Below are 21,680 nucleotides of genomic sequence, written 5' to 3' on the forward strand. Positions count from 1 at the left end.
TCTATGGATATACCGGGGCGTTCTTCAGCCCGAGGGTTTCGTCCCAGCCCATCATCAAGTTCAAATTCTGGATCGCCTGACCGGCGGCCCCTTTTACCACATTATCAATTACAGAGACAATCGTCACTCTATTCGTACGCGCATCCACCGCAAAACCGATATCACAATAATTCGATCCGAAGACTTCCTTCGTCGCCGGCCATTGCCCTGCAGGGCGAATGCGTACGAACCGGCGCCCTTCATAGAACTGCTTATATAACTCTACTAATTCTTCATTAGTATGAGAACCCGTTAATGTGGCGTACATCGTACTCATAATCCCGCGTGTCATCGGTGCCAAATGAGTTGTGAATGTGACCGTCACGGGTGAGCCATGAATATCGGTCAGTACCTGCTCAATTTCGGGTATATGTTGATGTTTGTTGACTTTGTAGGCTTTAAAATTCTCATTGATCTCCGCATAGTGGGCCGTCAGACTTGTGCCTCTGCCCGCTCCGGACACCCCGGATTTCGCATCGATAATAAGTGTCGCAGGATCAATCCAGCCTGCCTTCACCGCAGGAATCAGACCCAGCAGCGTTGCCGTTGGATAACATCCCGGATTGGAGATCAGCTGCTCATCCTTGACCTTCTCCCCGTAGACTTCACTAAGTCCGTATACCGCCTTCTGCAGCAGGTCATTGCCCGGTGCGTCATGCTTATACCATTCTTCATAGACAGCGCCGTCTTTAATCCGGAAATCGCCGGAAAGGTCAATGACCTTCAAGCCGGCTTCAACCAGCTGAGGTACCAACTTACCGCTGACCCCCGACGGTGTTGCTGTGAAGACCACGTCCGCCTTAGCTGCAATCTCCTGCACATTTACCCCATCGAGGTTCTGCACAACAAGATTGATTAAATGAGGAAAACCGTCCGTAATCGGCGCCCCGCTGCTCGATGCCGAAATGACCGATACGATCTCAACCTTGGGATGTTCCAATAAAAAACGAATCAGCTCCACCCCTCCATACCCGGTGGAACCGACGATAGCCACTTTTACAAAATCTCCGCTCACTAGTATCCCCACTTTCTCCAATCACTCATTTATATTTATGCATATCCGAATCGAATTTATGTATTATTATACAGACGCATTCATTTAAATACAACTACTATCTGGCCTATAGACTACTTTTATATGCAAAAAGGCGCCCATTGGCGCCTTCGAGTCCTGCTATAATTCCCATGGTTATTTATTGAGCTGCAGAAGTGGTTGTCCCAGCCTTCATTTTATGGCCGTCTCCACCACGGTCGCCCTTGAATTTACCCCTCTCAGGCACCGTACTGTTCACTTCCTTGGTTACCTGCTCGGTAAGGCCAGATTTGAGCTTGTCATACTCTGCTTGTGTAATTGCACCGCTTGCGAGTCTCTCGTCCAGCTTGGCCGTGCGGTCCTTAACCAGAAGATCGATGACTTGCTGTGCAGTTACATTGTGCGCCGCTGCTGCGGCTGCTAAAGTCTTGCCGGATTGCAGTTCAGTGCGAAGCGCATCCTCTGTAATCCCCAACAGCTTGGCAACCTCGTCAAAATTACCGAAGTGCCCGCCTCCGTGTCCTCTTCCATCACCGAATGCCGGAATTTGGCCGTTCACGATCTGGGTAGCTTTCTCTGTAAGAGATGCCTTCTCAGTATTATATTCATCCTGTGTAATCTCCCCAGCATCCAGCTCGCTCTCCAGATGTCTGCTCAGACTTGTTACTTCCAGGTCGATAACCGCCTGTGCCGTTACATTATGTTCGCCTGCGATCGCTGCCAGGGTCTTGCCTGATTGCAGCTGGGTACTCAATTCATCCGTAGTAATGCCAAATAGTTTCGCAAGTTCGGCGTTATTCTTTACCAAACCGAGCGGTCCATGTCCCTGACCTCCGAATCCTTCTCCCAGCTTGGAGTCAAGCAGCTTGTCCGCAAAGACGGAGGCGTCTATCGTCTTCCCATTCTTATCAGCCGCGGCGGAAGCAGTATCCGCTTTGTGTTCCGCTTCAATCCAGCTTACCAGCTTGGCCTTCAGATCCGCGCGGGCAATCCCCTGAGCGCTTGCAATTTGAGCAAGAGTCTGTGTCTTCTGCTTTTCTTTGAATGTGGCTTCATCCAGCTTCAAATAGGTCAGCAGCTGAGATTCAATTTGACCAAATCCCAGATGTCGGCCTCCCCGATCCTGACCTGATTTATGGGTCACCCCTGCTGCTGAGGAAGTTTTATTGGCTGCCGCCGCACTTGTATGCTGTACCGCCAGAACTCCTCCTCCAATAGTTAAAGAGAGGGCCAATACACCGGCTGCTAAAGTTTTGGTTGATTTTTTTGTCGTTTTCATTGAAGTACCACCTTTCGCTTACAATGGATTAGGTTGCCTTACAAATGCATCTTATCCCACCTAACTGAATTCACGCTGAATGAAAGCTTAACGTAAGCTAAATGTTTCCTTTTACAAGAAAAGCCCACCTCATCCGAAAATACTTCCGGACAAGACAGGCCTGACGCAAATCATATATTAATCATTACAGCTTCTTATCCTCCACTTGACCCAACCAGTGCTCAATCTCGTTGATTACAGAAGATACACTTCCCTGCTCAAATGGAGAAATTAAACCCGCAGCCTTCACGAGCTCTGTGAATGCACGACTTCCGCCCTGACGGCATAGTTCAAGATAGGCAGTCCAGGCCGCTTCACGGTCTTCCTGTGACTTCTTCCAGAACTGGAATGCACACAGCTGCGCCAGTGTGTAATCAATGTAATAGAACGGGGAGCTGAAGATATGCCCCTGCTTCTGCCAGAATCCACCCTGTTCCAGATAGGCATTGCCCGCATAGTCACGGTGAGGCAGGTATTTCTTCTCAATCTCCCGCCAAGCCAGCTTGCGCTCCTGCGGTGTGGCTTCCGGATTTCCATAGACGTAGTGCTGGAATTCGTCTACTGCAACCCCATAAGGGATGAAGAGTAGACCTGAGGACAAATGATTGAATTTGTACTTCTCGGTATCTTCCTTGAAGAACAGCTCCATCCATGGCCATGTAAGAAATTCCATACTCATCGAATGAATCTCTGCTGCTTCGAGTGTTGGGAAGCTGTATTCAGGCACTTTATACTGACGGCTCTGGAACACCTGGAAAGCGTGACCCACCTCATGCGTCAACACATCGATATCATCGGACGTACCATTAAAGTTCGAGAAAATGAACGGGGCTTCATAATCGCTGAGATAAGTGCAGTAACCGCCGCCCTGCTTGCCTTTCTTGGCAACAAGGTCCATCAACCCATTTTCCTGCATGAATTTGAAGAATTCATCCGTCTCCGGAGACAGCTCCGCGTACATCTTGGCTCCGTTCTGAACAATCCAGTCTGGATCTCCCTTAGGCTCCGCATTTCCAGAAGCAAAGCTGAAGTCTTCATCGAAATAGGTAAGTCGATCTACACCGATTCTGGCCTGCTGACGTTCCTTCAGTCTCTGAGCTGCAGGCACAATGAACTCTTTCACCTGGTCTCTAAAGCTCTTAACCATCTCCGCGTTATAGTCGGTGCGATTAAGACGATCATAGGCCAGCTGTATGAAGTTCTCGTAGCCAAGCGCCCCCGCAATCCGAGTCCGTACTTTGACTAATTCATCATAGATTCGGTCCAGCTCATCTTCATGCTCGCTCATAAAAGCATACCGTGCTTCGGCCGCTCTCTGTCTAAGACCGCGGTCCGTGGACATTTCAAATGGACGCAGCTGCGGCAGGGTTCTCTCTTCCCCTTCAAAAGGAATCTTGGCCGACGCAATAAGCTGACTATACTGGGTAACCAGCTTATTCTCCTGCTGGAGGTCCTGAATTATTTCGGGCTTGAATGTCTTCAAGGACACATCCATCAGACTGAACAGCTGACCTCCCCATTTCTCTTCGAGCTGAGCCCGGAATTTAGACTGTACAACAGCTTTATAGTAGTCGGTCACGAATTCTTGATACAGCGGTCCCACTTCATCCATATAATCCTGCTCTGCCTTGTAAAATTCATCGGTAGTATCAATCGAATGACGTATACTCACAATCGTCCCGAGGGTTTCAAATTGGCTGCGCAGCTCGTTAATTTTCTCAAAAACAAGATCCTGCTCCTCAAAGCTCGCAGCCTGATTGAATTGTTCTAATAAATCCTTGAACTGACTCTCGACATTCTGGATGTCAGGTCTTGAATACGGGTATTCATTGAATTTCATCATTAATCACCCTTTGGTCAATTATTTATAAAACCTATTATACAGGGTAATTTTGGGATAACAAACATCTATATAAGAAGCAGCTAAAATACTGGAAAATGGGGCAATGTCGTAACTACGGGGAATGGAGCCAAAGTAAATGCTTCCGATGTAGCTTTCTTTCAGAAAGCTTGTAGGCGGTCGCTTTCACTCCTACATTTCCAAGCTTCCCCTCCGCTCACGCCTCCCCTGCATGCCATTTTCAAAGCTCGCTTCAAAGATATGCTGTTCACAGCCAAGCAAAAAGAGACGCACACGGCGTCTCCTTGTTCGACTTATAATTATTTATTCTTCCCTGGACTCATCATAGACTGGGACTCATTAAAGTTCCAACTGTGACCCTTGTCGCCGGACTCCGGTTTTTGTCCTTTAGGAGATGGAACCCGCTTCACCTGTGCGGTAACGAAATCGATCAAGCTTTTCTTATACTTGTCGTACTGTTCCTTAGTGATCTCGCCGGCTGCCAGCTTCCCGTCCAGCTTAGCCAAACGGTCTTTGACCAGAAGATCAACCACCTGCTGTGCAGTTTTGCCATTAACTTCAGCTATAGCAGCGAGGCTCTTCCCCGACTTCATAGCTGTCCGCAGTTCAGATTCGGTAACGCCCAGCAGCTTAGCCAAGGCCCCAAACTTGCCTGAGTCCTCCACATCCTCTAGCCCCTGAACAACCCCAGGGAACTTGGTGGTCAACAGCTGCGCAGCCGCTTCAGCTTTAGCTGCCTTCTGAGCATCGTATTCCTCTTGAGTAATTTCACCCGCTGCCAGCTTGGCATCCAGGTCTTTAACATCAGCAGCAATCAGCAAATCAATGACCGCTTGAGTTTCAACCTTATATTCACCAGCGATTTCGGTAAGCGTTTTGCCAGCCTTCAGCTCTTCTTCCAGCTGAGCTGTAGTTATATTAAATAGCTTTGCGATTTCAGCAGAATTCTGAAGTCCTGTAAGCGGAGCCTCCTGGGTACTGTCAACTTTGCTCTCTGTAGTGAACGACATGAGCTTCTCTGCCGTCTTAACTGCTTCAAGCTTCAGAGCCTGCTCCTTCTTTTCATTCGCCTTCTTTTGCTGTTCCTGCTCCTGCTTCAGCTTTTGTTCCAGCTTTTGTTTCGCTTTCGGACTTAATTTCTTGTTCTTAAGCTGCTTGGCTAGCTCCTGCTGCTTCTTCTTGTCAGCCTGCTTTTGCTTTTCCTTCTCCTTGGCCAGTTGGGCACTCTTCTCAGCAGTAATCCAGCTTACAATCTTGGCTTTAAGATCCTCCTTGGATATTCCCTGCTGCGCAGCTATTTCTGCCAATGTCTGGGTTTGCAGCTTTTCTTTAAGAGTCGCCGCATCCAGCTTTAGGAGGGTAAGAAGCTGTTTCTCGAATTTGCCCAATCCTTCAAGCTTGTCCCCCTGCTGCAATGTGGTCTTCTGCTCCTGGACCGTGCTTGTTCCCGATGCAGCGTTAGCATGTCCAGTCGCTACTATTCCCCCGCCTAAGGCCAGAGAAAATGCCATAATTCCAGCTGCTACAGTTCTTGCTGACTTTCTCCTATTCATAATGAAGACCACCTCTCATGATGTGCTTGGTTGGTTACTTCTCCCAACACTATCAGTATAACTGAGATCAAACGAGATGGAACTACTTTTTTCGATATTAATCGACAAAATTTTCTTCATATCGAATCTTTACTTAGATAAAATATATACAGTGGATCATTTCCTAACTTCAACATATAGTTTGTTAATTTAAGCTCAACTTTCTTTAACTAAGCCTGTCTCTTGAACCCTTCCCCAAGCACCTCATGGGCATTCGTGATGATGACAAAAGCAGTCGGTTCAAGCTGCTGGACCAGTGTCTTCAGGCGGGTGACCTCACTTTGACCAACAACAACCATCAGCACTGGCCGATTATCGCCAGTGTACCCGCCTCTTGCGCTAAGCTTCGTCAGTCCCCGATCAAGGTGAACCAGCACCGCCTCCGAGATTTCATCCGTCTTCTCGGCGATGATATAAGCCACCTTTGTATAATTCAACCCCAGCTCCACCGCATCTATGATCTTGCCTGTTATATAGAGGCCAATAAGCGCATACAGAGCCTTTTCGGGTGACAATACAATACCCGCCAGCGTGATAACGAGTCCATCCATCATCACTACGCACGTACTTAAGCTCTGCCCGCTGAACTTCTGGATAATTTGAGCCAGGGTAGATAGCCCCCCCGTAGAGCCACGTCCACGGAACACGATTCCCAGCCCCAGACCAACCCCAATCCCTCCGTACAGAGATGAGAGCAGCGGGTCGGTCGTTGGAATGATCCAATCTTTCGTCAAATAGACGAATAACGGCAGCACTACTGTCCCCAGAAGAGAACGAATCGCATAATTACGGCCAAGCAGCAGGAAGCCTGCAGCAAATAAAGGAATATTCAGCGCCCACTGGACGTACGCCGGCTCAATACCGAATAACGAGTTCACCACTATGGAGAGTCCCGATACTCCCCCAGACGCGATATGATTCGGCAGCAAGAACATATTGAAAGCCAGGGCTGTTATAAAAGATCCAATTATAATCATCATACTATCCAGCACATGCCGAGCTGGACCACTTACAGGAAATACCTCATTAATTCTGCGTTTACGGCCTTTTGGGGGCATCATTCAGTTCTCCTTCACTACGTCAAAGTGTTAATGGCCAAAAAAATTCCCGCACAAGTTAACTTGTGCAGGAATCGTATATTTATTGATCTTATGCTTGTTCAGCCTCAGTCTTGATTTGGCTCCGCAAATATCCATCGATGAAGGCATCCAGTTCGCCATCCATAACCGCACCGGTATTCCCCGTCTCAATAGAGGTCCGATGATCTTTAACCATGCTGTAAGGATGGAAGACATAGGATCGAATCTGACTGCCCCAGGCAATATCAGATTGCTCTCCACGGATTTCATCCAGCTGCTTCTGCTGCTCTTCCAGCTTGCGTTCATAGAGCTTCGAACGAAGCATTGTCATGGCCCGCTCCCTGTTCTTGATCTGGGAACGTTCATTCTGACAAGTCACAACCACGCCAGTTGGGATATGGGTAATCCGTACAGCGGAATCCGTAGTATTTATGTGCTGACCGCCTGCGCCGCTGGCCCGGTAGGTGTCAATCTTCAGATCTTCTGTGCGGATCTCCACATCGACATCTTCCGTAATTTCAGGCACAACGTCACAAGATACGAAGGAAGTATGGCGGCGGCCCGAAGAGTCGAACGGAGAGATCCGGACTAGCCGGTGAACCCCTTTCTCCGTCTTCAAATAGCCGTAGGCATTGTATCCCTTGATCAGCAGCGTCACACTCTTAATTCCCGCTTCATCCCCGGGAAGGTAATCGAGCACCTCCACCTTGAAGCCGTGCTTCTCTGCCCATCTTGTATACATCCGGAGCAGCATCTGACCCCAATCCTGGGACTCGGTACCTCCGGCACCTGGATGCAGCTCAAGGATCGCATTGAGCTTATCATAAGGCTGGTTCAGGAGAAGCTGAAGCTCGAACTCTTCCAGACGCTTAAGCAGAGCTTCCACGGACGAGGCAATCTCGGTAAGCAGCGCCGCATCCCCTTCCTCTTCTGCAAGCTCGATCATGACGACGATGTCGTCATTCTCGGACTGGAGCTTCTCATATTGATCGACTGAAGATTTGACGGCGTTCATGTCTGCAATTACTTTTTGGGCAGATTCGTTGTCATCCCAGAAATCAGGCGCAGCCATCTTTTCCTCAAAGTTCGCAATCATTTCCTGCTTCAGATCTAAGTCAAAGAGACCCCCTAAGGTTGGATAATTTCTTGGCTATTTCACGCAGATCCTGCTTAACACTTGGATCGATCATGTTGCTACGTCACCTCTTCTACTTGGTATATACGGTGGCTGGTATATGACACAGGATAGAGAGGACTCCCTGCTTCTCATAGACACTCTTCCAGGGGGAGCATCGTGCTCTATCGCAGCTTCACTCCAGCCTACCCTATATATAAAAACTGCACTTAGTCGTTCTGTCCATGGCAGTGCTTGTATTTCTTGCTGCTGCCGCATGGGCAATCATCATTGCGTCCGATCTGCTCGCCGCGTTGAACCGGGCGCTTCTCGGCAGGCTCGCCGTTGGTGGAGATTTGGTTCTCATCCACCACGGTCTGACGCTCCTGATTGGTCTCGATTTGTGCTTTCATAATATATGTTGCGACTTCCTCTTGGATACTCGCTGTCATTTCGTTGAACATTTCAAAACCTTCGAATTGGTACTCACGAAGCGGATCTGTACCGCCGTAAGCACGAAGGTGGATACCTTGACGAAGTTGATCCATGGCATCGATATGATCCATCCATTTACTATCTACGGCACGAAGCACGATGACCTTCTCAAATTCACGAATCATTTCAACGCCGATATGCTCTTCACGGGCATTGTACTTCTCAATGACCTTATTAAAGATATATTCAATGATTTCTTCAGCTTCCTTGCCCCACAGCTCATCCTTGGTCAACTGGCCTTCATCAAGCAGCTTGCTATTGATGTACTCAGCTACTTCCTCCAGCTCCCAGTTCTCCGGAATATCATCGCTGCAGTGAGCCATTACAATACGTTCAATTACCGGCTTAATCATCTCAAGCACAATCTCCTTGATGTTCTCGGATTCGAGAATTTCGCGGCGCTGCTTGTAGATAATTTCCCGCTGCTGATTCATCACGTCATCATATTGAAGCACGACTTTACGCACGTCAAAGTTATTACCTTCTACCCGTTTCTGGGCAGACTCAATGGCACGGGTGATCATTTTGCTCTCGATCGGTGAATCCTCATCGAAACCAAGACGGTCCATCATGGCCAGCACGTTGTCAGCCCCGAACCGCTTCATCAGCTCATCACCAAGTGACAGATAGAACTGGGTTGATCCTGGGTCGCCCTGACGCCCGGCACGGCCGCGAAGCTGATTATCGATCCGGCGCGACTCGTGGCGCTCTGTACCAATGATGTGCAGACCCCCAATTTCGGATACGCCGTTACCCAAAATGATGTCGGTACCGCGTCCAGCCATATTGGTTGCAATCGTTACGGAACCCGGTTCACCTGCACGGGAAATAATCTCTGCTTCCTCCGCATGATACTTCGCATTCAGCACCTTGTGTGGAACGCCTTTGCGCTTCAGCATTTCATGAAGAAGCTCGGAGTTCTCAATGGACACTGTACCTACAAGGACCGGCTGATTGGAAGCATGACGCTTCACAATCTCTTCCACTACAGCCTTGAACTTGCCTGCTTCGCTCTTATACACGATATCCGGGTTATCCACACGGCGATTCGGACGGTTCGTAGGAACCTGAAGAACTTCAAGACCATAGATCTTCTTGAATTCTTCTTCCTCAGTCTTCGCCGTACCAGTCATTCCGCCAAGCTTGCGGTACATACGGAAGTAGTTCTGGAACGTAATCGTCGCCAGTGTCATACTTTCGTTCTGCACTTCAATGCCTTCCTTGGCTTCGATCGCCTGGTGAAGGCCATCACTGTAACGGCGTCCGGCCATCAGACGGCCTGTGAATTCGTCAACGATAACGACTTCATCTTCCGTCACCACATAATCCACATCACGGCGCATGATAGCATTTGCCTTGAGAGCCTGTACAATGTGGTGGTTAAGCGTTACATGAGCATGGTCATACAGATTCTCGATTCCAAAAGCTTTCTCCGCCTTCGCCACGCCTTTCTCGGTTAGAGATACGGCCTTGACCTTGATATCCACGTTGAAGTCTTCTTCCGCTTCCAGACGCTTCACAAAACGGTCGGCTGCATAGTACAGCTCTGTTGATTTCTGTGCTTGTCCAGAAATAATAAGCGGTGTCCGCGCCTCATCGACAAGAATGGAGTCCACCTCGTCAATAATGCAGAAATAGAGCGGACGCTGAACCATCTGCTCTTTATAGAGGACCATATTGTCACGCAAATAGTCGAACCCGAATTCATTGTTCGTTCCGTACGTAATATCGCAAGCATAAGCAGCCTGCTTCTCTTCATGCGCCATACCGCTCAGGTTAACCCCAACGGTCATACCCAGGAAATTATAGATTTGGCCCATTTCTGCGCTATCCCGCTGTGCCAAATAATCATTGACTGTAACCACGTGAACACCCTTGCCAAGGAGTGCATTCAAATAAACCGGCAGGGTTCCGACCAATGTTTTCCCTTCCCCGGTTTTCATTTCCGCAATACGGCCTTCATGAAGAGCTATACCGCCAACGAGCTGCACATCGTAATGACGCTTGCCCAATACACGCTTGGAAGCTTCCCGTACGGTCGCAAAAGCTTCAGGCAGAATATCGTCGATATCCTCGCCTTTCTCTAGTCTCTCTCTAAATTCTACCGTTTTATGTTGCAGCTGCTCGTCCGAGAGCTCCACAAATTTAGGTTCCAATGTATTAATTATGTCGACCGTCTTCATCAGACGTTTGACATCACGTTCATTCGTGTCGCCAAATATCTTTTTCACTAGTCCTAGCATGGTTTTCCCCTTTCACGCATAAACAGATGATTTGCCTAAATTGTAACAGTTTGTCAAGGTTGCCGCAACTTAAGCTAGAGCGCTTTCCCGCGGCAAATTTCCCCATATATGAATAAAGAGCCTTACCCGCGAGGCGGATGAGGCTCGGTCTCTTACGTATTAGCTGGATAAAATAAATTCGAATGTTACCTGATTCCTTGGATCACTTAATCAAGCGTGTTCAATAAGTCCATATTTCCCATCGGTACGTTTATACACTACGTTAATCTCACGGGTATCCACATTGGAGAATACAAAGAAATCATGCCCAACCATATTCATTTGAAGTATGGCTTCCTCCACGTCCATTGGCTTAAAGGTAAAGCGCTTGGTACGGACTACTTCGAGATCATCATCGGTTAGCGCATCTTCTTCCTCGCTCGCAAGCATAGGTCCATCCACAGGCTCCTCGACGAACAACGTCTTCAGACTGCCTTCCTGGCGGAATTTGCGGTTCACCTTGGTCTTGTGCTTACGAATCTGGCGTTCAAGCTTGTCCACTACCTCATCTATGGATGAGTACATGTCATCGCTCTTATCCTCTGCCCGGAGCACTACACCGGTTAGTGGAATAGTTACTTCCACTGTGTGCAATCCCCGGATGACATTAAGGGTTACATGTCCTTCTGAGGTGGGAGGTGCATCAAAGTACTTCTCAAGCCGGCTGAGTTTCTTGTCCACGTAATCATACAAGGCGTCAGTCACTTCAATCTGTTGTCCTCGAATACTGTAATTCATAGGGCACTCCTCCTTTGCCTCTATATTATACCATATGTAAAGCCCAAGTTAAAATGTTAACTCTGCAAAATAGGTCAAAAATCGAACTCATTTGTGACGGCGTGTGTAACATTTAGAAAGCTCAAAAAAAGACCCTGGAAAGTCCAGAGTCTGTTGCTAGCGAATTCAATTGTTAACCATCGTTACCAGGTATATAGGTCGGCAAGAGCCGGGATGATTATAGCTTGATTACGTTAGCGGCTTGAGGTCCGCGTGCGCCTTCGACGATATCGAATTCTACGGATTGTCCTTCTTCAAGCGTCTTGAAGCCTTCGGATTGGATTGCGGAGAAGTGAACGAATACGTCGCCTCCGTCTTCAGTTTCGATGAAACCGTAACCCTTCTCAGCGTTAAACCATTTAACTTTACCTTGCATGCACTAACATTCCCTTCTTAGTCAAATGAAAGTGTGAAGATTTCTTCACATTTGGAATATACCACCCTCAATTGAGCGTTGTCAATTGGAAATGAAAAGGTTTTTCTGTAAATAAAATGTGGGATTTTGTCTGGTTTTATCAGATTTTTACAGGGTGGGGTTCGACAAAAAACGAGCCGGGTACGGGGGTACCAGGCTCGTTTGAATATTTGATAATATGGCGCCGTTACTTTCGGCGATCCAAGAGAATGCTATCTGGTGTATAGGAAGCTTCGTATGCATTCCGTTGGGTTCTTACCTGCCCGCGATGCTGCAGCCAATCTGCGGCTTCGGCCTTAAGTGCCGCCATACGAGCAAGGATGACAGAGTCTGCTTGCACAATGTCTTGCAGTTCTTTTTGCTGAGCAGGGTTGAATGGGCTTGTTAGCTTTAACTGATTCAGCTCGTCAATTAAGTGCTGACGTTCCTCAATAAAAGAGTCTAGTTCTTCATAGGATATCATTTGAAGCCTGATCACCACGGACTCTGTTAAAGCCCTGAGTGAAGTAATTACATTATCCATTGGACAACTCTAGATTGCCAGCTGTTAGTTTAACAGCTTGAGCAAAGGTTTCCTTGAGCTCAACAAGATAACCTAAAGCCTCTTCAGCCGGCTGCACATCTTTCTTCACATTTGCTTGTATTAATAAGTGATTCGTATATTCGTACAATGATGCCAACCCTTCAGAAACTTCATAGGAAGGATCTAGAGTTACAATTAGTTCGCTAATAATCGTTTGAGCCTTACCCAGGTTAAGGTTTGCCTTAGAAATATCCTGATTTTGCAACCCATCCATTCCCGTGCGAACAAATCGAATGGCTCCATCAAATAGCATTAAGAGCAGCTGCCCCGGGGTAGATGTTTGGACGGATGACTGACGGTATTTTTCATAAGGAGATGTAATCAAGTGCCTTCACCCTTTACTTTTTTCTTGAAATTTTAGCTAGATGCTTGTGTGCCAAAGAGACTCGATGACTGTGACTGAAGCTTGCTCATGGCAGTCTCCATTGCGGTAAATTGCTTGTAGTAGCGATCTTCAATCCCTTTAAGGCGAGTCTGAAGATTAGAAATACGACTGTTGTAATCCTTAAGTTGATCTCCCATAATACTCTGGGTTTTGTAGATCATATTAGTATCTGAACTAAATTTTGATGTGCCTGCTTTTTTGACGAATAAGTCGAGTGTATTATCATATTTATTGCTAAGTTCATTGTAAATCCCTGAATTCGTTGAGCCGCTTGGTCCTTGGAAAATGCTCAGCACTTTGTCAGGATTGTTCTGCAGTGCTGACTTTAGCTTATTCTCATCAACTGTCAGTTGTCCATTCTCATAGTAGCTGCCTGTCGTAATCCCAATCGAGCTTAAATCTCCTAGATGTGTGGTAATTACTTCCCGCATGGAGGCGATGGCTGAGTTAAGTATCCCATCATTCTTCAGCAGACCGCTCTTAGCCTTCTTCTCCCACTCCGTAATTTCACTTTCTTTCATATTGCTTCGCTGATCATCTGTTAAAGGAAGGAAATCTCTATATTTCTCTTCATCTACTTTAGTATTGAATGTGTTGATTAGATCATTATAATTTTCGACAAAAGATTTAATTGTACTTAGCGCTGTGGTTGGGTCAGGTTGTGTCGTTATTGTAGCCAGCCCGCCCAGAGTTGTCGTCCCCATCAAGGTAAGAACAACGCCATTGACGGTAAGTGTATTTCCTTCTGGTGTGAAGGTTTTGGCGGCTCCATCAGAAGTGACGGTTACGCTAGCATTTGAGGCTTTTATAACATTGTTTTTTGTAGGATCAGGATCTGTGTTACTAGCAGGATCCGTATAAATTTTGATTAAATCTAAAAAAGTGCTGGATTTAGCTGTCTTGGTTGCATCAGTAAATCTAATCTCATTACTAGTGCCAAAGTCTTTGGCTACAATAGAGAATCTACCACTCACCTCATCATAAGAAGCTGTAACATTGGCATCAGATGAGTTTATCTTTCCTAGGACTGCCGAAATGGTATCTGTATTATTAAAAGACATTGTCCTATCATTAAGATTAAGCTCATATGTTCCAGATGCTGTTCCATTTACCAGTTGGGCTAATGTTGTACTCAGAGTCGCTGTTACTGCCGGGCTGCTTCCCGCTACAATCAATTTATCTGCATCTTTTGTTTGCAATGTAGATTTAGTTGCTAATTTAGTAACATCCACTGTCATCGTCGCACTTGAGGCTGTTGCCTGGGCACTTGCCTTCACAGCACTGGTGTTCCCCGTAACCGTAGAAGCTTGTGTGTTCATTGCCGATTGAAGACCAAATTGAGCCAGCTTTTTCTTGGCATCTACAATCTTGATGTTCATATCACGGTAACTATCACGAGTCCATTGAAGGATAGTCTTCTTCTGATTAAGCTTGTCCAGCGGAGCTCGCTGCGCGGTCATCAGACTCTTTACCATGCTATCTATATCCATACCTGAAAATCCGTTAATACGCACGCTGTCATCCTCCTTACACTTTTTGGTCTATTAAGATACCTGCGATCTCCATCATCTTAGCTACAAGGTCCAGCGTTTTCTCAGGAGGGATCTCTCTGATTAATTCACCTGTATCCTTGTTCAGAACCTTGACCATGATTTGATGAGTCTTTTCATGTACGCTCATTTCCAAAGTAGTAGAAGGACCTTGCAGCGCTTTGACTGCTCTGTCAATGGCCCGAATCAGCTGTTCATCACCAACTGAAATCTGCACACCTTGTTTCTCAAGCTTCGTTAACTCTATCCCGCTTTTCACTGCTTGTACTAGTTGATTGGTTTGATTAGAGGCAGCACTATCGCTAGGTTGACTGACATTGTTAGTAGTTGTATTGCCGCCCACCGTATTTGTCGAAAGAGAGAATTGCAAGTTCATTTTGACAACCTCCGATGGCATGTTTATTATTTTTATCGGTTGTTATTGGTAAGTTATGAAGAGAACAATAAAAATAACCCTATTTTCATATTGTTCTTGAAAACAGGGGATGGCAGCAATTCAAGTCGAAAACAAATTCACTTGGAGCGATAAATCTAACGGTGTTATCTTTTCATACTAGAATATGCATTTATTAGGTTGGGCAGCAAACTAATGACATCCTTAGGAACAAACTGAAACTCACTTCTAATTTTTTGATTGTTGATAGGTGGGAATTTCACTGTTTTCGCTTCAGGATTAACCTTAACTAAGCATCCCGTCTTACTTGATATCTCATCCACCCAAACACGGTGTGGAATGTTAACTCCACTCGCAATATTATATACTTTGGATTCTCCCGTACGAGAAATCCGAATTAACAATTTTACTACATCAGATAAACTAATATAGTCTTTTTCGGAATCTAAAGCAGTCTGAAGAGTAATGATCGAATCGTCAACAGCCTCTTTAATAATTGAATAAATAAAATTGTTCGAGTCAAAATCATTGCCGCATACATTGGAAATTCGTGCAATCCGAACATTTGGGCGATTTACAGTGAGACAGAGGGATTCTCCGGTTAGTTTGGAGAGAGTGAACAAATCCTCTGGGAGATTAGGATTAACTTGAAGGGACATATCCTCATCTCCCAATAAATCACCTGATTGGTGAAAGTACACTCTGGTTGAGGATAAGTATAGAAAGGACTCAAAGTCTGCTTTTTCCAAAAGATCAGTCAAGTGAACCACATGAGCACGGACAGTATCAAAAGGTCGTTGGCGAAAATCCGACGTAACTCCAGCACAATAGATTACGTGTCCCAGTGATTCAGAAAAAATTGAAGTATCATGCCTTGAGGGAGAATAATATTCTTCACCCATTTCTTTAAGCGAATGTATAATACTTCGCCCTATAAATCCGTTTCCACCTATCACTGTAGTTCTCATGTACGCTCACCAATTTTCCTTACTGGACTCCCTACGTTAACTGAATACTCCTCAATCTCCCCATTAACTAGGGAGTTGGCTCCGATTACTGCCCCTTTTCGAATTATAGCTCCATCCAAAATCACAGAGTTTGCACCTATCCATACATCGTCCTCTATTAAAATTCCACCTCTGCTTGGCATAAATCGTTGTTCTTTTATAGTTACTTCCTTTGACTGATATTCATGATTAACCGGCGCCAATGTACAATTTGACGCAATCTGAACACTTTCGCCAATTGTAATACCGTTTCCGGAGTAGAGGACGCAACCCGAATTAATATTCGTATTCTTACCAATGATTACATCCCCATCTCCGCCCACTGGTTTTATTTTAACGAAGGAATCGATCATTACACCATCATGAATGATAATCTTAGTGCCCCTGACGGATGGTTCAATATCAGCATATTTTGAAATGTTTGCTTGATCAGAGATTTGCAACAACCTCATTTCCCCTCCCGCCAATATAAATAAGCTCGATCTTTTTCCGACATTATGATCTGATCCGTAATGGGCCAATCAATATTAAAAAGTGGATCATCCCACCTAATGCCTCTGGCACATTCCGGGTGATAAAACTCGTTCATTTGATAGGACACCTCTGTATTGTCCTCTAGTGTCTGGAAACCATGCGCAAACCCTGCTGGTATATACAGCATCTTACGATTATTAGCGGTTAATTCAATAGATATCCATTTCAGATAAGTTCTTGAGTTTGGACGCATATCTATAATAACGTCAAATATAGAACCTCTTGTGCAGCGAACTAATTTAACTTCTTCGTACGGCGCTATCTGATAATGCATCCCTCTTAAGGTGCCTCTTCTTTTATTGAAGGAAATACTGCACTGGACAAGTTCCGAGCTTAACCCCTGAGCCTCAAATTCACGCTTACACCAGGTACGAGCAAAATAACCTCGTTCATCTTCAATGGGTTCAGCTTCAATGATATAAGCATCCTCTAATGAAGTCTTATGAAAAATCATTTATTTCACCACAACTTCTGGAATCGGGATAATAAATTGCCCACCCCACTCACGAATATATGACAATTGGTTCATGATTTCTTCTTCTAAATTCCATGGAAGAATAAAAACATAGTCTGGTTTAGCTTCACTAATCTGTTCAGGGCTATGGATTGGAATATGGGTTCCTGGCAGGAATAATCCCTGCTTATATGGACTCCGATCCACTGTAAAGTCAATAAAGTCCGTCCCGATTCCACAATAGTTAAGTAATGTATTTCCTTTTGCAGGGGCCCCGTAACCTACAACCGTCTTCCCTTCATTCTTTGCTTTAATTAAGAATTCTAATATATCCCGTTTCACTTTCTTTACCTTTTGACCAAACATCTCATAGACCCTCATACTCTTGATTCCGAATTCTTCTTCCTCGTTCAAAAGAGATTGGACACGTTCTTGCACCCGCTTGGATTGATCCTGTTCGTGCTTAACAAAGACCCGCAAGGACCCTCCATGCGTTGGAAGCTCTTCGACATCAAATAGCTGTAACCCATGCTTCTGGAAAATTTGATTTACAGCGGTAAATGAGAGGTAAGAGAAATGTTCATGATAAATCGTGTCAAATTGTACGTTCTCAATCAGTTTCATCAGATGAGGAAACTCCATCGTGATTATGCCATCAGGCTTTAGCAAAATTTTCATACCTGCAACAAAGTCGTTAATATCAGGTACATGCGCCAGTACATTGTTCCCAAGAAGGAGATCCGCTTGATTACCCTTTGCACTCAAATCATTTGCCAGTTCTCTGCCAAAAAACTCTGAGATTGTCGGTATCCCTTTATCTATAGCGACCTGAGCAACATTTCTGGCGGGTTCAATACCTAAGACAGGCACTTCGTTGTCCTTGAAATATTGGAGTAAGTAGCCGTCATTACTCGCGATTTCGACAACCTGACTGTTTGTCCCTATCGGATACTCCGACATCATTTTATGGACATAGCTCTGTGCATGCCGAAGCCAGCTTTCCGAAAAGGAACTGAAATATGCATAGTCCTGAAAGATATGATCAGGACTTTCATAATCTTCAAGCTGAACTAGATAGCAATGACTACACACAAAGGCATGCAGCGGGAGAAAAGTCTCCGCAGCATATACATGCTCTGGCTTTATAAAAGAATTTGAAAGTGGGGACATCCCTAGATCGACAAAATTCTGAGTCAACGCTTCCCCACAAAATCGGCAGCTTTGCATTTATTTATTCTCCTCTATAATCTCTTCAAAGGATGATATTTGACGCAATGTAAATTCGCGTATGTTGCCCTCTTGCATATACGTACGTGTCCACTCCGCTACCCATTCAATACATTGTTGAATGGACAAAGTCGACTTCCAGCCCAGCTGCATCCTTGCTTTCGAGCAGTCAAGTTTAAGGTAATTGGCTTCATGCGGATGATTTCCCTCATCAATTTGGACGTTCAGGTTCTCGCCCCAAGCTCTTTGGAATAAGTGCAGGATCGCTTCTACGGGGATAGCGTCGTTATCAGATGGACCTATATTCCATGCATCGCTAAACTCTGCGCCTCTTTCCCACATTTTCTCGGCTAACAGCAAGTAACCATATAGTGGCTCTAGGACATGCTGCCATGGTCTAATGGAATTTGGATTTCTAATTGAAAGAGGCTGATTACTTCGAATCGCTCTAACAAGATCGGGAATCAAGCGATCCTCAGCCCAATCACCTCCGCCAATCACATTCCCTGCACGCACACTAGCAACAGCTACTCTATGCTGATTATAACTCTCAACCGGGAAGAATGAACGCCGGTAAGCAGCTGTTACCAGCTCAGCACAGCCCTTGCTGGCACTGTATGGATCATACCCGCCCATCGGATCTATTTCCCTGTACCCCCATTGCCATTCCTGATTCTCGTAGCACTTGTCACTTGTAATATTTATGATGACATGCAAGTTCGAGGCACTACGGGCAGCTTCAAACAGGTTTACTGTACCCATGACGTTAGTCGAAAAGGTCTCCACTGGCTCTTGATATGATTTTCTTACAAGGGATTGTGCTGCCATATGAAAGACAATCTCCGGGTCAAACTCAGCCATGGTCTTAGTTAATAGGGATAGATCACAGATGTCCCCATACACTGTCGTCATTCCATTGCCGACTTCTGCCTGGGTAAATAAGTTAGGGTTAGTTGAGGGTTCCTTCGAGTACCCCAATACTTCAGCCCCAAGCTTCTGCAGCCATAATGCTAACCAGCTACCTTTAAAACCAGTATGTCCTGTGATAAGAACTCGTTTATCCTTCCAAAATGATCTCATGTTTGCCATACCTTCCAAGGAGCTTCTCTTGTATCCCACATCTCCTCAAGCTTGACTTTATCTCTTAATGTATCCATAGGCTGCCAGAAGCCACTGTGTTTAAAAGCCGACAGCTGATTGTCTCTTGCTAATCGCTCTAAAGGATCGAGCTCCCACACCGTAGCATCATTTTCAATCAAATCAAAGACGGCGGGCTCTAGAACAAAATAACCACCGTTCACCCAACTTCCATCGCCCTGAGGTTTTTCTTCAAAACTGGTTATTCTGTTCTGTAAAATATCCAACGCTCCGAATCGTCCAGGAGGCTGAACTGCTGTAAGAGTAGCTTGGGTTCCATTATTCCTATGGAACTCAATAAGTTCCGTAATATTAACATTAGAAACCCCGTCCCCATAGGTAAAACAAAACGTTTCGTTGCCAATATACTTCTGTACTCTCTTGAGGCGGCCACCTGTCATCGTCTCCATACCTGTGTCAACAAGCGTGACTTTCCACGGCTCGCTTGTATTATTGTGTACCTTCATATTGTTATCTCTCATATCAAAGGTCACATCAGACATGTGCAGATAATAATTGGCAAAGTATTCTTTGATCATATAACCTTTATATCCAAGGCAAATAACAAAGTCATTAATTCCATAATGGGAATATACCTTCATAATATGCCAGAGTATGGGCTTCCCGCCGATTTCAATCATCGGCTTGGGTTTTAAATGCGTTTCTTCGCTAATTCTAGTACCATAACCCCCAGCTAGGATGACTGCTTTCATAAAGTTCACTTCCTACTCTCATATGATGTAGTCTGCCTAAGATACTTGTCTCTCCCCAACAAGAAAAACCATGTTTTCTCTAAGAGTATTCAAGAAACTTCTATCTTCATAAAGGAAGTTAAATCCAAGCAGTTCGAGTTCACTCTTTATAGCGCCTATCTTCTCCTCGGTATCACTTCCATGATCAGTTACAAACTTAAGCGCTATATGGCAGTTCTCGTCCATAACTCGTATTAATTCATCCATCAACTTCGAGTTTTCTACTAAAACCACTTCATTATCTTCTAGAATGATATAGTTAAATTTTTCGTTAGTTTCAGGATTAGCTAATCCATAGTTAGAACCATTAATAACGTGATCAGATACCGTGTGCAGGTCTGTCTCATACTTTAAATCTATAAAGTAATTAGTTACTGTAATCCGCTCTTGACCCAATTCTTTTAGCATATTCTTTAACTGTAGAGGATTTCCCCCGCACTTAGCATTGATCGCAAGAATTTTCGCATCCTGATCTAAACGAACATTATGATTTAGTGCATCCATCAACTGATAGTCAAAGGAAGCATCCTCCCAAGCATCTAAATCATAAATATTTGAGAAGATTTGTCTACTAACACCGAGAGAGTTATTGTTAACTTGAGCTTCTCTTGACGTTACCGACCCAAAGTGAAAGGTAAATGTGTCTTTACAATAAATCAATTTATAACCGCAGCGGCGGATTCTAAAACTCAGATCATCATCTGCAAACTCACCATAATAAAAGGCTGGGTCAAACCCTTCAAGCCTTTGTAACAATTCTGTTCTTACCATTAGCACACATGGGATAAGCCTAACTCTTTCTTCCCATTTCCGAGGATTAGAACGATTGTATTCTTCAGAGAACTCTAGCATCTCTTTTAGATTATTAAATGGACCTGATATGAGCTGATTATTACTAATATTAGTTGCTCCGGATGAGACAAAACCAATAGATTCATCGGACTCTATACATGTGAGCAAATTATCCATCCAGCGCGGTGTAAAAATGAGATCATTACATACGGCTGCAGTGTATTTACCGGTTGCTGCCATGATACCCGCGTTAAATCCATTTACGATTCCCGCATTCTCCTTCAAATCGACAACTTTAGCATAAGGGATTGAATTAAAGAAGTTTAGTGTTTCATCGGTAGATCCATTATTTACAAGGATTAGCTCGTAATCAATATTTCTCGTATATTTAAGAATAGAATTAACGCATAATTTTGTATACTGAAGCTTGTTATAAGCCAATACTACTATACTAACAAGAGGTTGGGCTGAGGGCTTAATCGCAAAACTAAGTATATCTTCTTGAACCTCATCAAGTCCTTCCACTATTAATGATTTGATTTCTTCAGACTTTGTATTTAAGTAAGCTTGCGTATAGTAATCTATTGATTCAAGATGTTGTTTTCTCAACTTATATACATAAGCTAGGTTATAGAGGATATCCGAGTATTTCGGGTCAATCTCAAGCCCCTTCAGAAGCTCAGCTTCAGCGGCTTCCAAATCATTTTCTATAATGGCCAAAACAGCTTTTATGGAATAAAACTCAGGCTCGCTCTCCATTAATTCTTCGTATAGAGAAATTGTTTCTTTGGCTTCCGTGTAATTTCCGTTACTAATCAAATACTCCATCTTTTGTTTAAATCCCATTCCACTGTTTCTCC

The 21,680-nt window shown here is 44.9% G+C and carries 20 protein-coding genes; all 20 read right to left on the bottom strand.

Translation table 11 applies throughout. From position 1 onward, the window contains the following. Position 1 precedes the first annotated feature (1 nt). Positions 2–1,054, bottom strand: a complete 1,053-nt coding sequence (gene argC / locus EJP77_RS06255; protein ID WP_127198370.1) for an N-acetyl-gamma-glutamyl-phosphate reductase — start codon at positions 1,052–1,054, stop codon at positions 2–4. 178 nt (positions 1,055–1,232) lie between these two features. Then, positions 1,233–2,351: an SHOCT domain-containing protein gene (locus tag EJP77_RS06260; protein WP_127198371.1), complete on the bottom strand. Its 1,119-nt coding sequence runs from the start codon at positions 2,349–2,351 to the stop codon at positions 1,233–1,235. A gap of 184 nt (positions 2,352–2,535) precedes the next feature. Beyond that, positions 2,536–4,230 (bottom strand): M3 family oligoendopeptidase, encoded by a 1,695-nt coding sequence (locus tag EJP77_RS06265; protein WP_127198884.1) that lies wholly within the window; start codon positions 4,228–4,230, stop codon positions 2,536–2,538. A 320-nt stretch (positions 4,231–4,550) separates the two neighbouring features. Then, complete coding sequence (locus EJP77_RS06270; protein WP_127198372.1) at positions 4,551–5,804, bottom strand: SHOCT domain-containing protein; 1,254 nt, start codon at positions 5,802–5,804, stop codon at positions 4,551–4,553. Positions 5,805–6,013: 209 nt separating this feature from the next. Continuing rightward, entirely contained in the window at positions 6,014–6,901 is an 888-nt protein-coding gene (locus EJP77_RS06275; RefSeq protein WP_185897270.1) for a YitT family protein, read from the bottom strand. A gap of 91 nt (positions 6,902–6,992) precedes the next feature. Continuing rightward, positions 6,993–8,112, bottom strand: a protein-coding gene (gene prfB, locus EJP77_RS06280; protein ID WP_127198374.1) for a peptide chain release factor 2 whose coding sequence is annotated in 2 segments (ribosomal slippage) — positions 6,993–8,039 and positions 8,041–8,112 — 1,119 coding nt in all. Because the reading frame shifts where the segments join, the coding sequence is not laid out codon by codon here. A 154-nt stretch (positions 8,113–8,266) separates the two neighbouring features. Further along, positions 8,267–10,774 carry a preprotein translocase subunit SecA gene (secA, locus tag EJP77_RS06285; protein ID WP_127198375.1) on the bottom strand — a complete coding sequence of 836 codons (2,508 nt, stop codon included), beginning with the start codon at positions 10,772–10,774 and terminating at the stop codon, positions 8,267–8,269. Between the two features lie 210 nt (positions 10,775–10,984). Next, entirely contained in the window at positions 10,985–11,551 is a 567-nt protein-coding gene (gene hpf, locus EJP77_RS06290; RefSeq protein WP_127198376.1) for a ribosome hibernation-promoting factor, HPF/YfiA family, read from the bottom strand. Positions 11,552–11,768: 217 nt separating this feature from the next. Next, positions 11,769–11,966, bottom strand: coding sequence for a cold shock domain-containing protein (locus EJP77_RS06295; RefSeq protein WP_024631599.1), 198 nt, complete (start codon positions 11,964–11,966; stop codon positions 11,769–11,771). 226 nt (positions 11,967–12,192) lie between these two features. Continuing rightward, complete coding sequence (gene fliT, locus EJP77_RS06300; protein WP_127198377.1) at positions 12,193–12,528, bottom strand: flagellar protein FliT; 336 nt, start codon at positions 12,526–12,528, stop codon at positions 12,193–12,195. Continuing rightward, positions 12,521–12,913: a flagellar export chaperone FliS gene (fliS, locus tag EJP77_RS06305; RefSeq protein WP_127198378.1), complete on the bottom strand. Its 393-nt coding sequence runs from the start codon at positions 12,911–12,913 to the stop codon at positions 12,521–12,523. The genes fliT and fliS overlap by 8 nt, the downstream gene beginning before the upstream one ends. 32 nt (positions 12,914–12,945) lie before the next feature. Next, entirely contained in the window at positions 12,946–14,487 is a 1,542-nt protein-coding gene (fliD, locus tag EJP77_RS06310) for a flagellar filament capping protein FliD (RefSeq protein WP_127198379.1), read from the bottom strand. Between the two features lie 13 nt (positions 14,488–14,500). Continuing rightward, positions 14,501–14,899 carry a flagellar protein FlaG gene (locus tag EJP77_RS06315; protein ID WP_127198380.1) on the bottom strand — a complete coding sequence of 133 codons (399 nt, stop codon included), beginning with the start codon at positions 14,897–14,899 and terminating at the stop codon, positions 14,501–14,503. A gap of 164 nt (positions 14,900–15,063) precedes the next feature. Beyond that, positions 15,064–15,885, bottom strand: a complete 822-nt coding sequence (locus EJP77_RS06320; protein ID WP_127198381.1) for an NAD-dependent epimerase/dehydratase family protein — start codon at positions 15,883–15,885, stop codon at positions 15,064–15,066. Then, positions 15,882–16,376 (bottom strand): acyltransferase, encoded by a 495-nt coding sequence (locus EJP77_RS06325; protein WP_185897205.1) that lies wholly within the window; start codon positions 16,374–16,376, stop codon positions 15,882–15,884. The genes EJP77_RS06320 and EJP77_RS06325 overlap by 4 nt, the downstream gene beginning before the upstream one ends. Beyond that, positions 16,373–16,912: a dTDP-4-dehydrorhamnose 3,5-epimerase gene (rfbC, locus tag EJP77_RS06330; protein ID WP_127198382.1), complete on the bottom strand. Its 540-nt coding sequence runs from the start codon at positions 16,910–16,912 to the stop codon at positions 16,373–16,375. The genes EJP77_RS06325 and rfbC overlap by 4 nt, the downstream gene beginning before the upstream one ends. Next, entirely contained in the window at positions 16,913–18,139 is a 1,227-nt protein-coding gene (locus EJP77_RS06335) for a class I SAM-dependent methyltransferase (RefSeq protein ID WP_127198383.1), read from the bottom strand. Continuing rightward, positions 18,140–19,219, bottom strand: a complete 1,080-nt coding sequence (gene rfbG / locus EJP77_RS06340) for a CDP-glucose 4,6-dehydratase (RefSeq protein WP_342772989.1) — start codon at positions 19,217–19,219, stop codon at positions 18,140–18,142. After that, on the bottom strand, positions 19,216–19,989 hold the full coding sequence (gene rfbF / locus EJP77_RS06345) for a glucose-1-phosphate cytidylyltransferase (protein WP_127198385.1): 774 nt from the start codon (positions 19,987–19,989) through the stop codon (positions 19,216–19,218). Before rfbF ends, rfbG begins: the two co-directional genes overlap by 4 nt. 36 nt (positions 19,990–20,025) lie before the next feature. Beyond that, the gene (locus EJP77_RS06350) at positions 20,026–21,666 is read right to left on the bottom strand and encodes a glycosyltransferase family 2 protein (RefSeq protein ID WP_127198386.1); all 1,641 of its coding nucleotides are present in this window, start codon (positions 21,664–21,666) and stop codon (positions 20,026–20,028) included. Between the last annotated feature and the right edge of the window lie 14 nt (positions 21,667–21,680).

It is taken from the genome of Paenibacillus zeisoli (assembly GCF_003994465.1).
In the GTDB taxonomy this organism is placed as follows: Bacteria; Bacillota; Bacilli; order Paenibacillales; family Paenibacillaceae; genus Fontibacillus; species Fontibacillus zeisoli.

Excerpts from the sequence above, each read along its gene's own strand:
- EJP77_RS06260 (WP_127198371.1), bottom strand. The coding sequence starts at position 2,351 with ATGAAAACGACAAAAAAATCAACCAAAACTTTAGCAGCCGGTGTATTG.
- EJP77_RS06265 (WP_127198884.1), bottom strand. The coding sequence starts at position 4,230 with ATGAAATTCAATGAATACCCGTATTCAAGACCTGACATCCAGAATGTC.
- EJP77_RS06270 (WP_127198372.1), bottom strand. The coding sequence starts at position 5,804 with ATGAATAGGAGAAAGTCAGCAAGAACTGTAGCAGCTGGAATTATGGCA.
- EJP77_RS06275 (WP_185897270.1), bottom strand. The coding sequence starts at position 6,901 with ATGCCCCCAAAAGGCCGTAAACGCAGAATTAATGAGGTATTTCCTGTA.
- secA (WP_127198375.1), bottom strand. The coding sequence starts at position 10,774 with ATGCTAGGACTAGTGAAAAAGATATTTGGCGACACGAATGAACGTGAT.
- hpf (WP_127198376.1), bottom strand. The coding sequence starts at position 11,551 with ATGAATTACAGTATTCGAGGACAACAGATTGAAGTGACTGACGCCTTG.
- EJP77_RS06295 (WP_024631599.1), bottom strand. The coding sequence starts at position 11,966 with ATGCAAGGTAAAGTTAAATGGTTTAACGCTGAGAAGGGTTACGGTTTC.
- fliT (WP_127198377.1), bottom strand. The coding sequence starts at position 12,528 with ATGGATAATGTAATTACTTCACTCAGGGCTTTAACAGAGTCCGTGGTG.
- EJP77_RS06315 (WP_127198380.1), bottom strand. The coding sequence starts at position 14,899 with ATGAACTTGCAATTCTCTCTTTCGACAAATACGGTGGGCGGCAATACA.
- EJP77_RS06320 (WP_127198381.1), bottom strand. The coding sequence starts at position 15,885 with ATGAGAACTACAGTGATAGGTGGAAACGGATTTATAGGGCGAAGTATT.
- EJP77_RS06325 (WP_185897205.1), bottom strand. The coding sequence starts at position 16,376 with ATGAGGTTGTTGCAAATCTCTGATCAAGCAAACATTTCAAAATATGCT.
- rfbC (WP_127198382.1), bottom strand. The coding sequence starts at position 16,912 with ATGATTTTTCATAAGACTTCATTAGAGGATGCTTATATCATTGAAGCT.
- EJP77_RS06335 (WP_127198383.1), bottom strand. The coding sequence starts at position 18,139 with ATGCAAAGCTGCCGATTTTGTGGGGAAGCGTTGACTCAGAATTTTGTC.
- rfbG (WP_342772989.1), bottom strand. The coding sequence starts at position 19,219 with ATGAGATCATTTTGGAAGGATAAACGAGTTCTTATCACAGGACATACT.
- rfbF (WP_127198385.1), bottom strand. The coding sequence starts at position 19,989 with ATGAAAGCAGTCATCCTAGCTGGGGGTTATGGTACTAGAATTAGCGAA.
- EJP77_RS06350 (WP_127198386.1), bottom strand. The coding sequence starts at position 21,666 with ATGGGATTTAAACAAAAGATGGAGTATTTGATTAGTAACGGAAATTAC.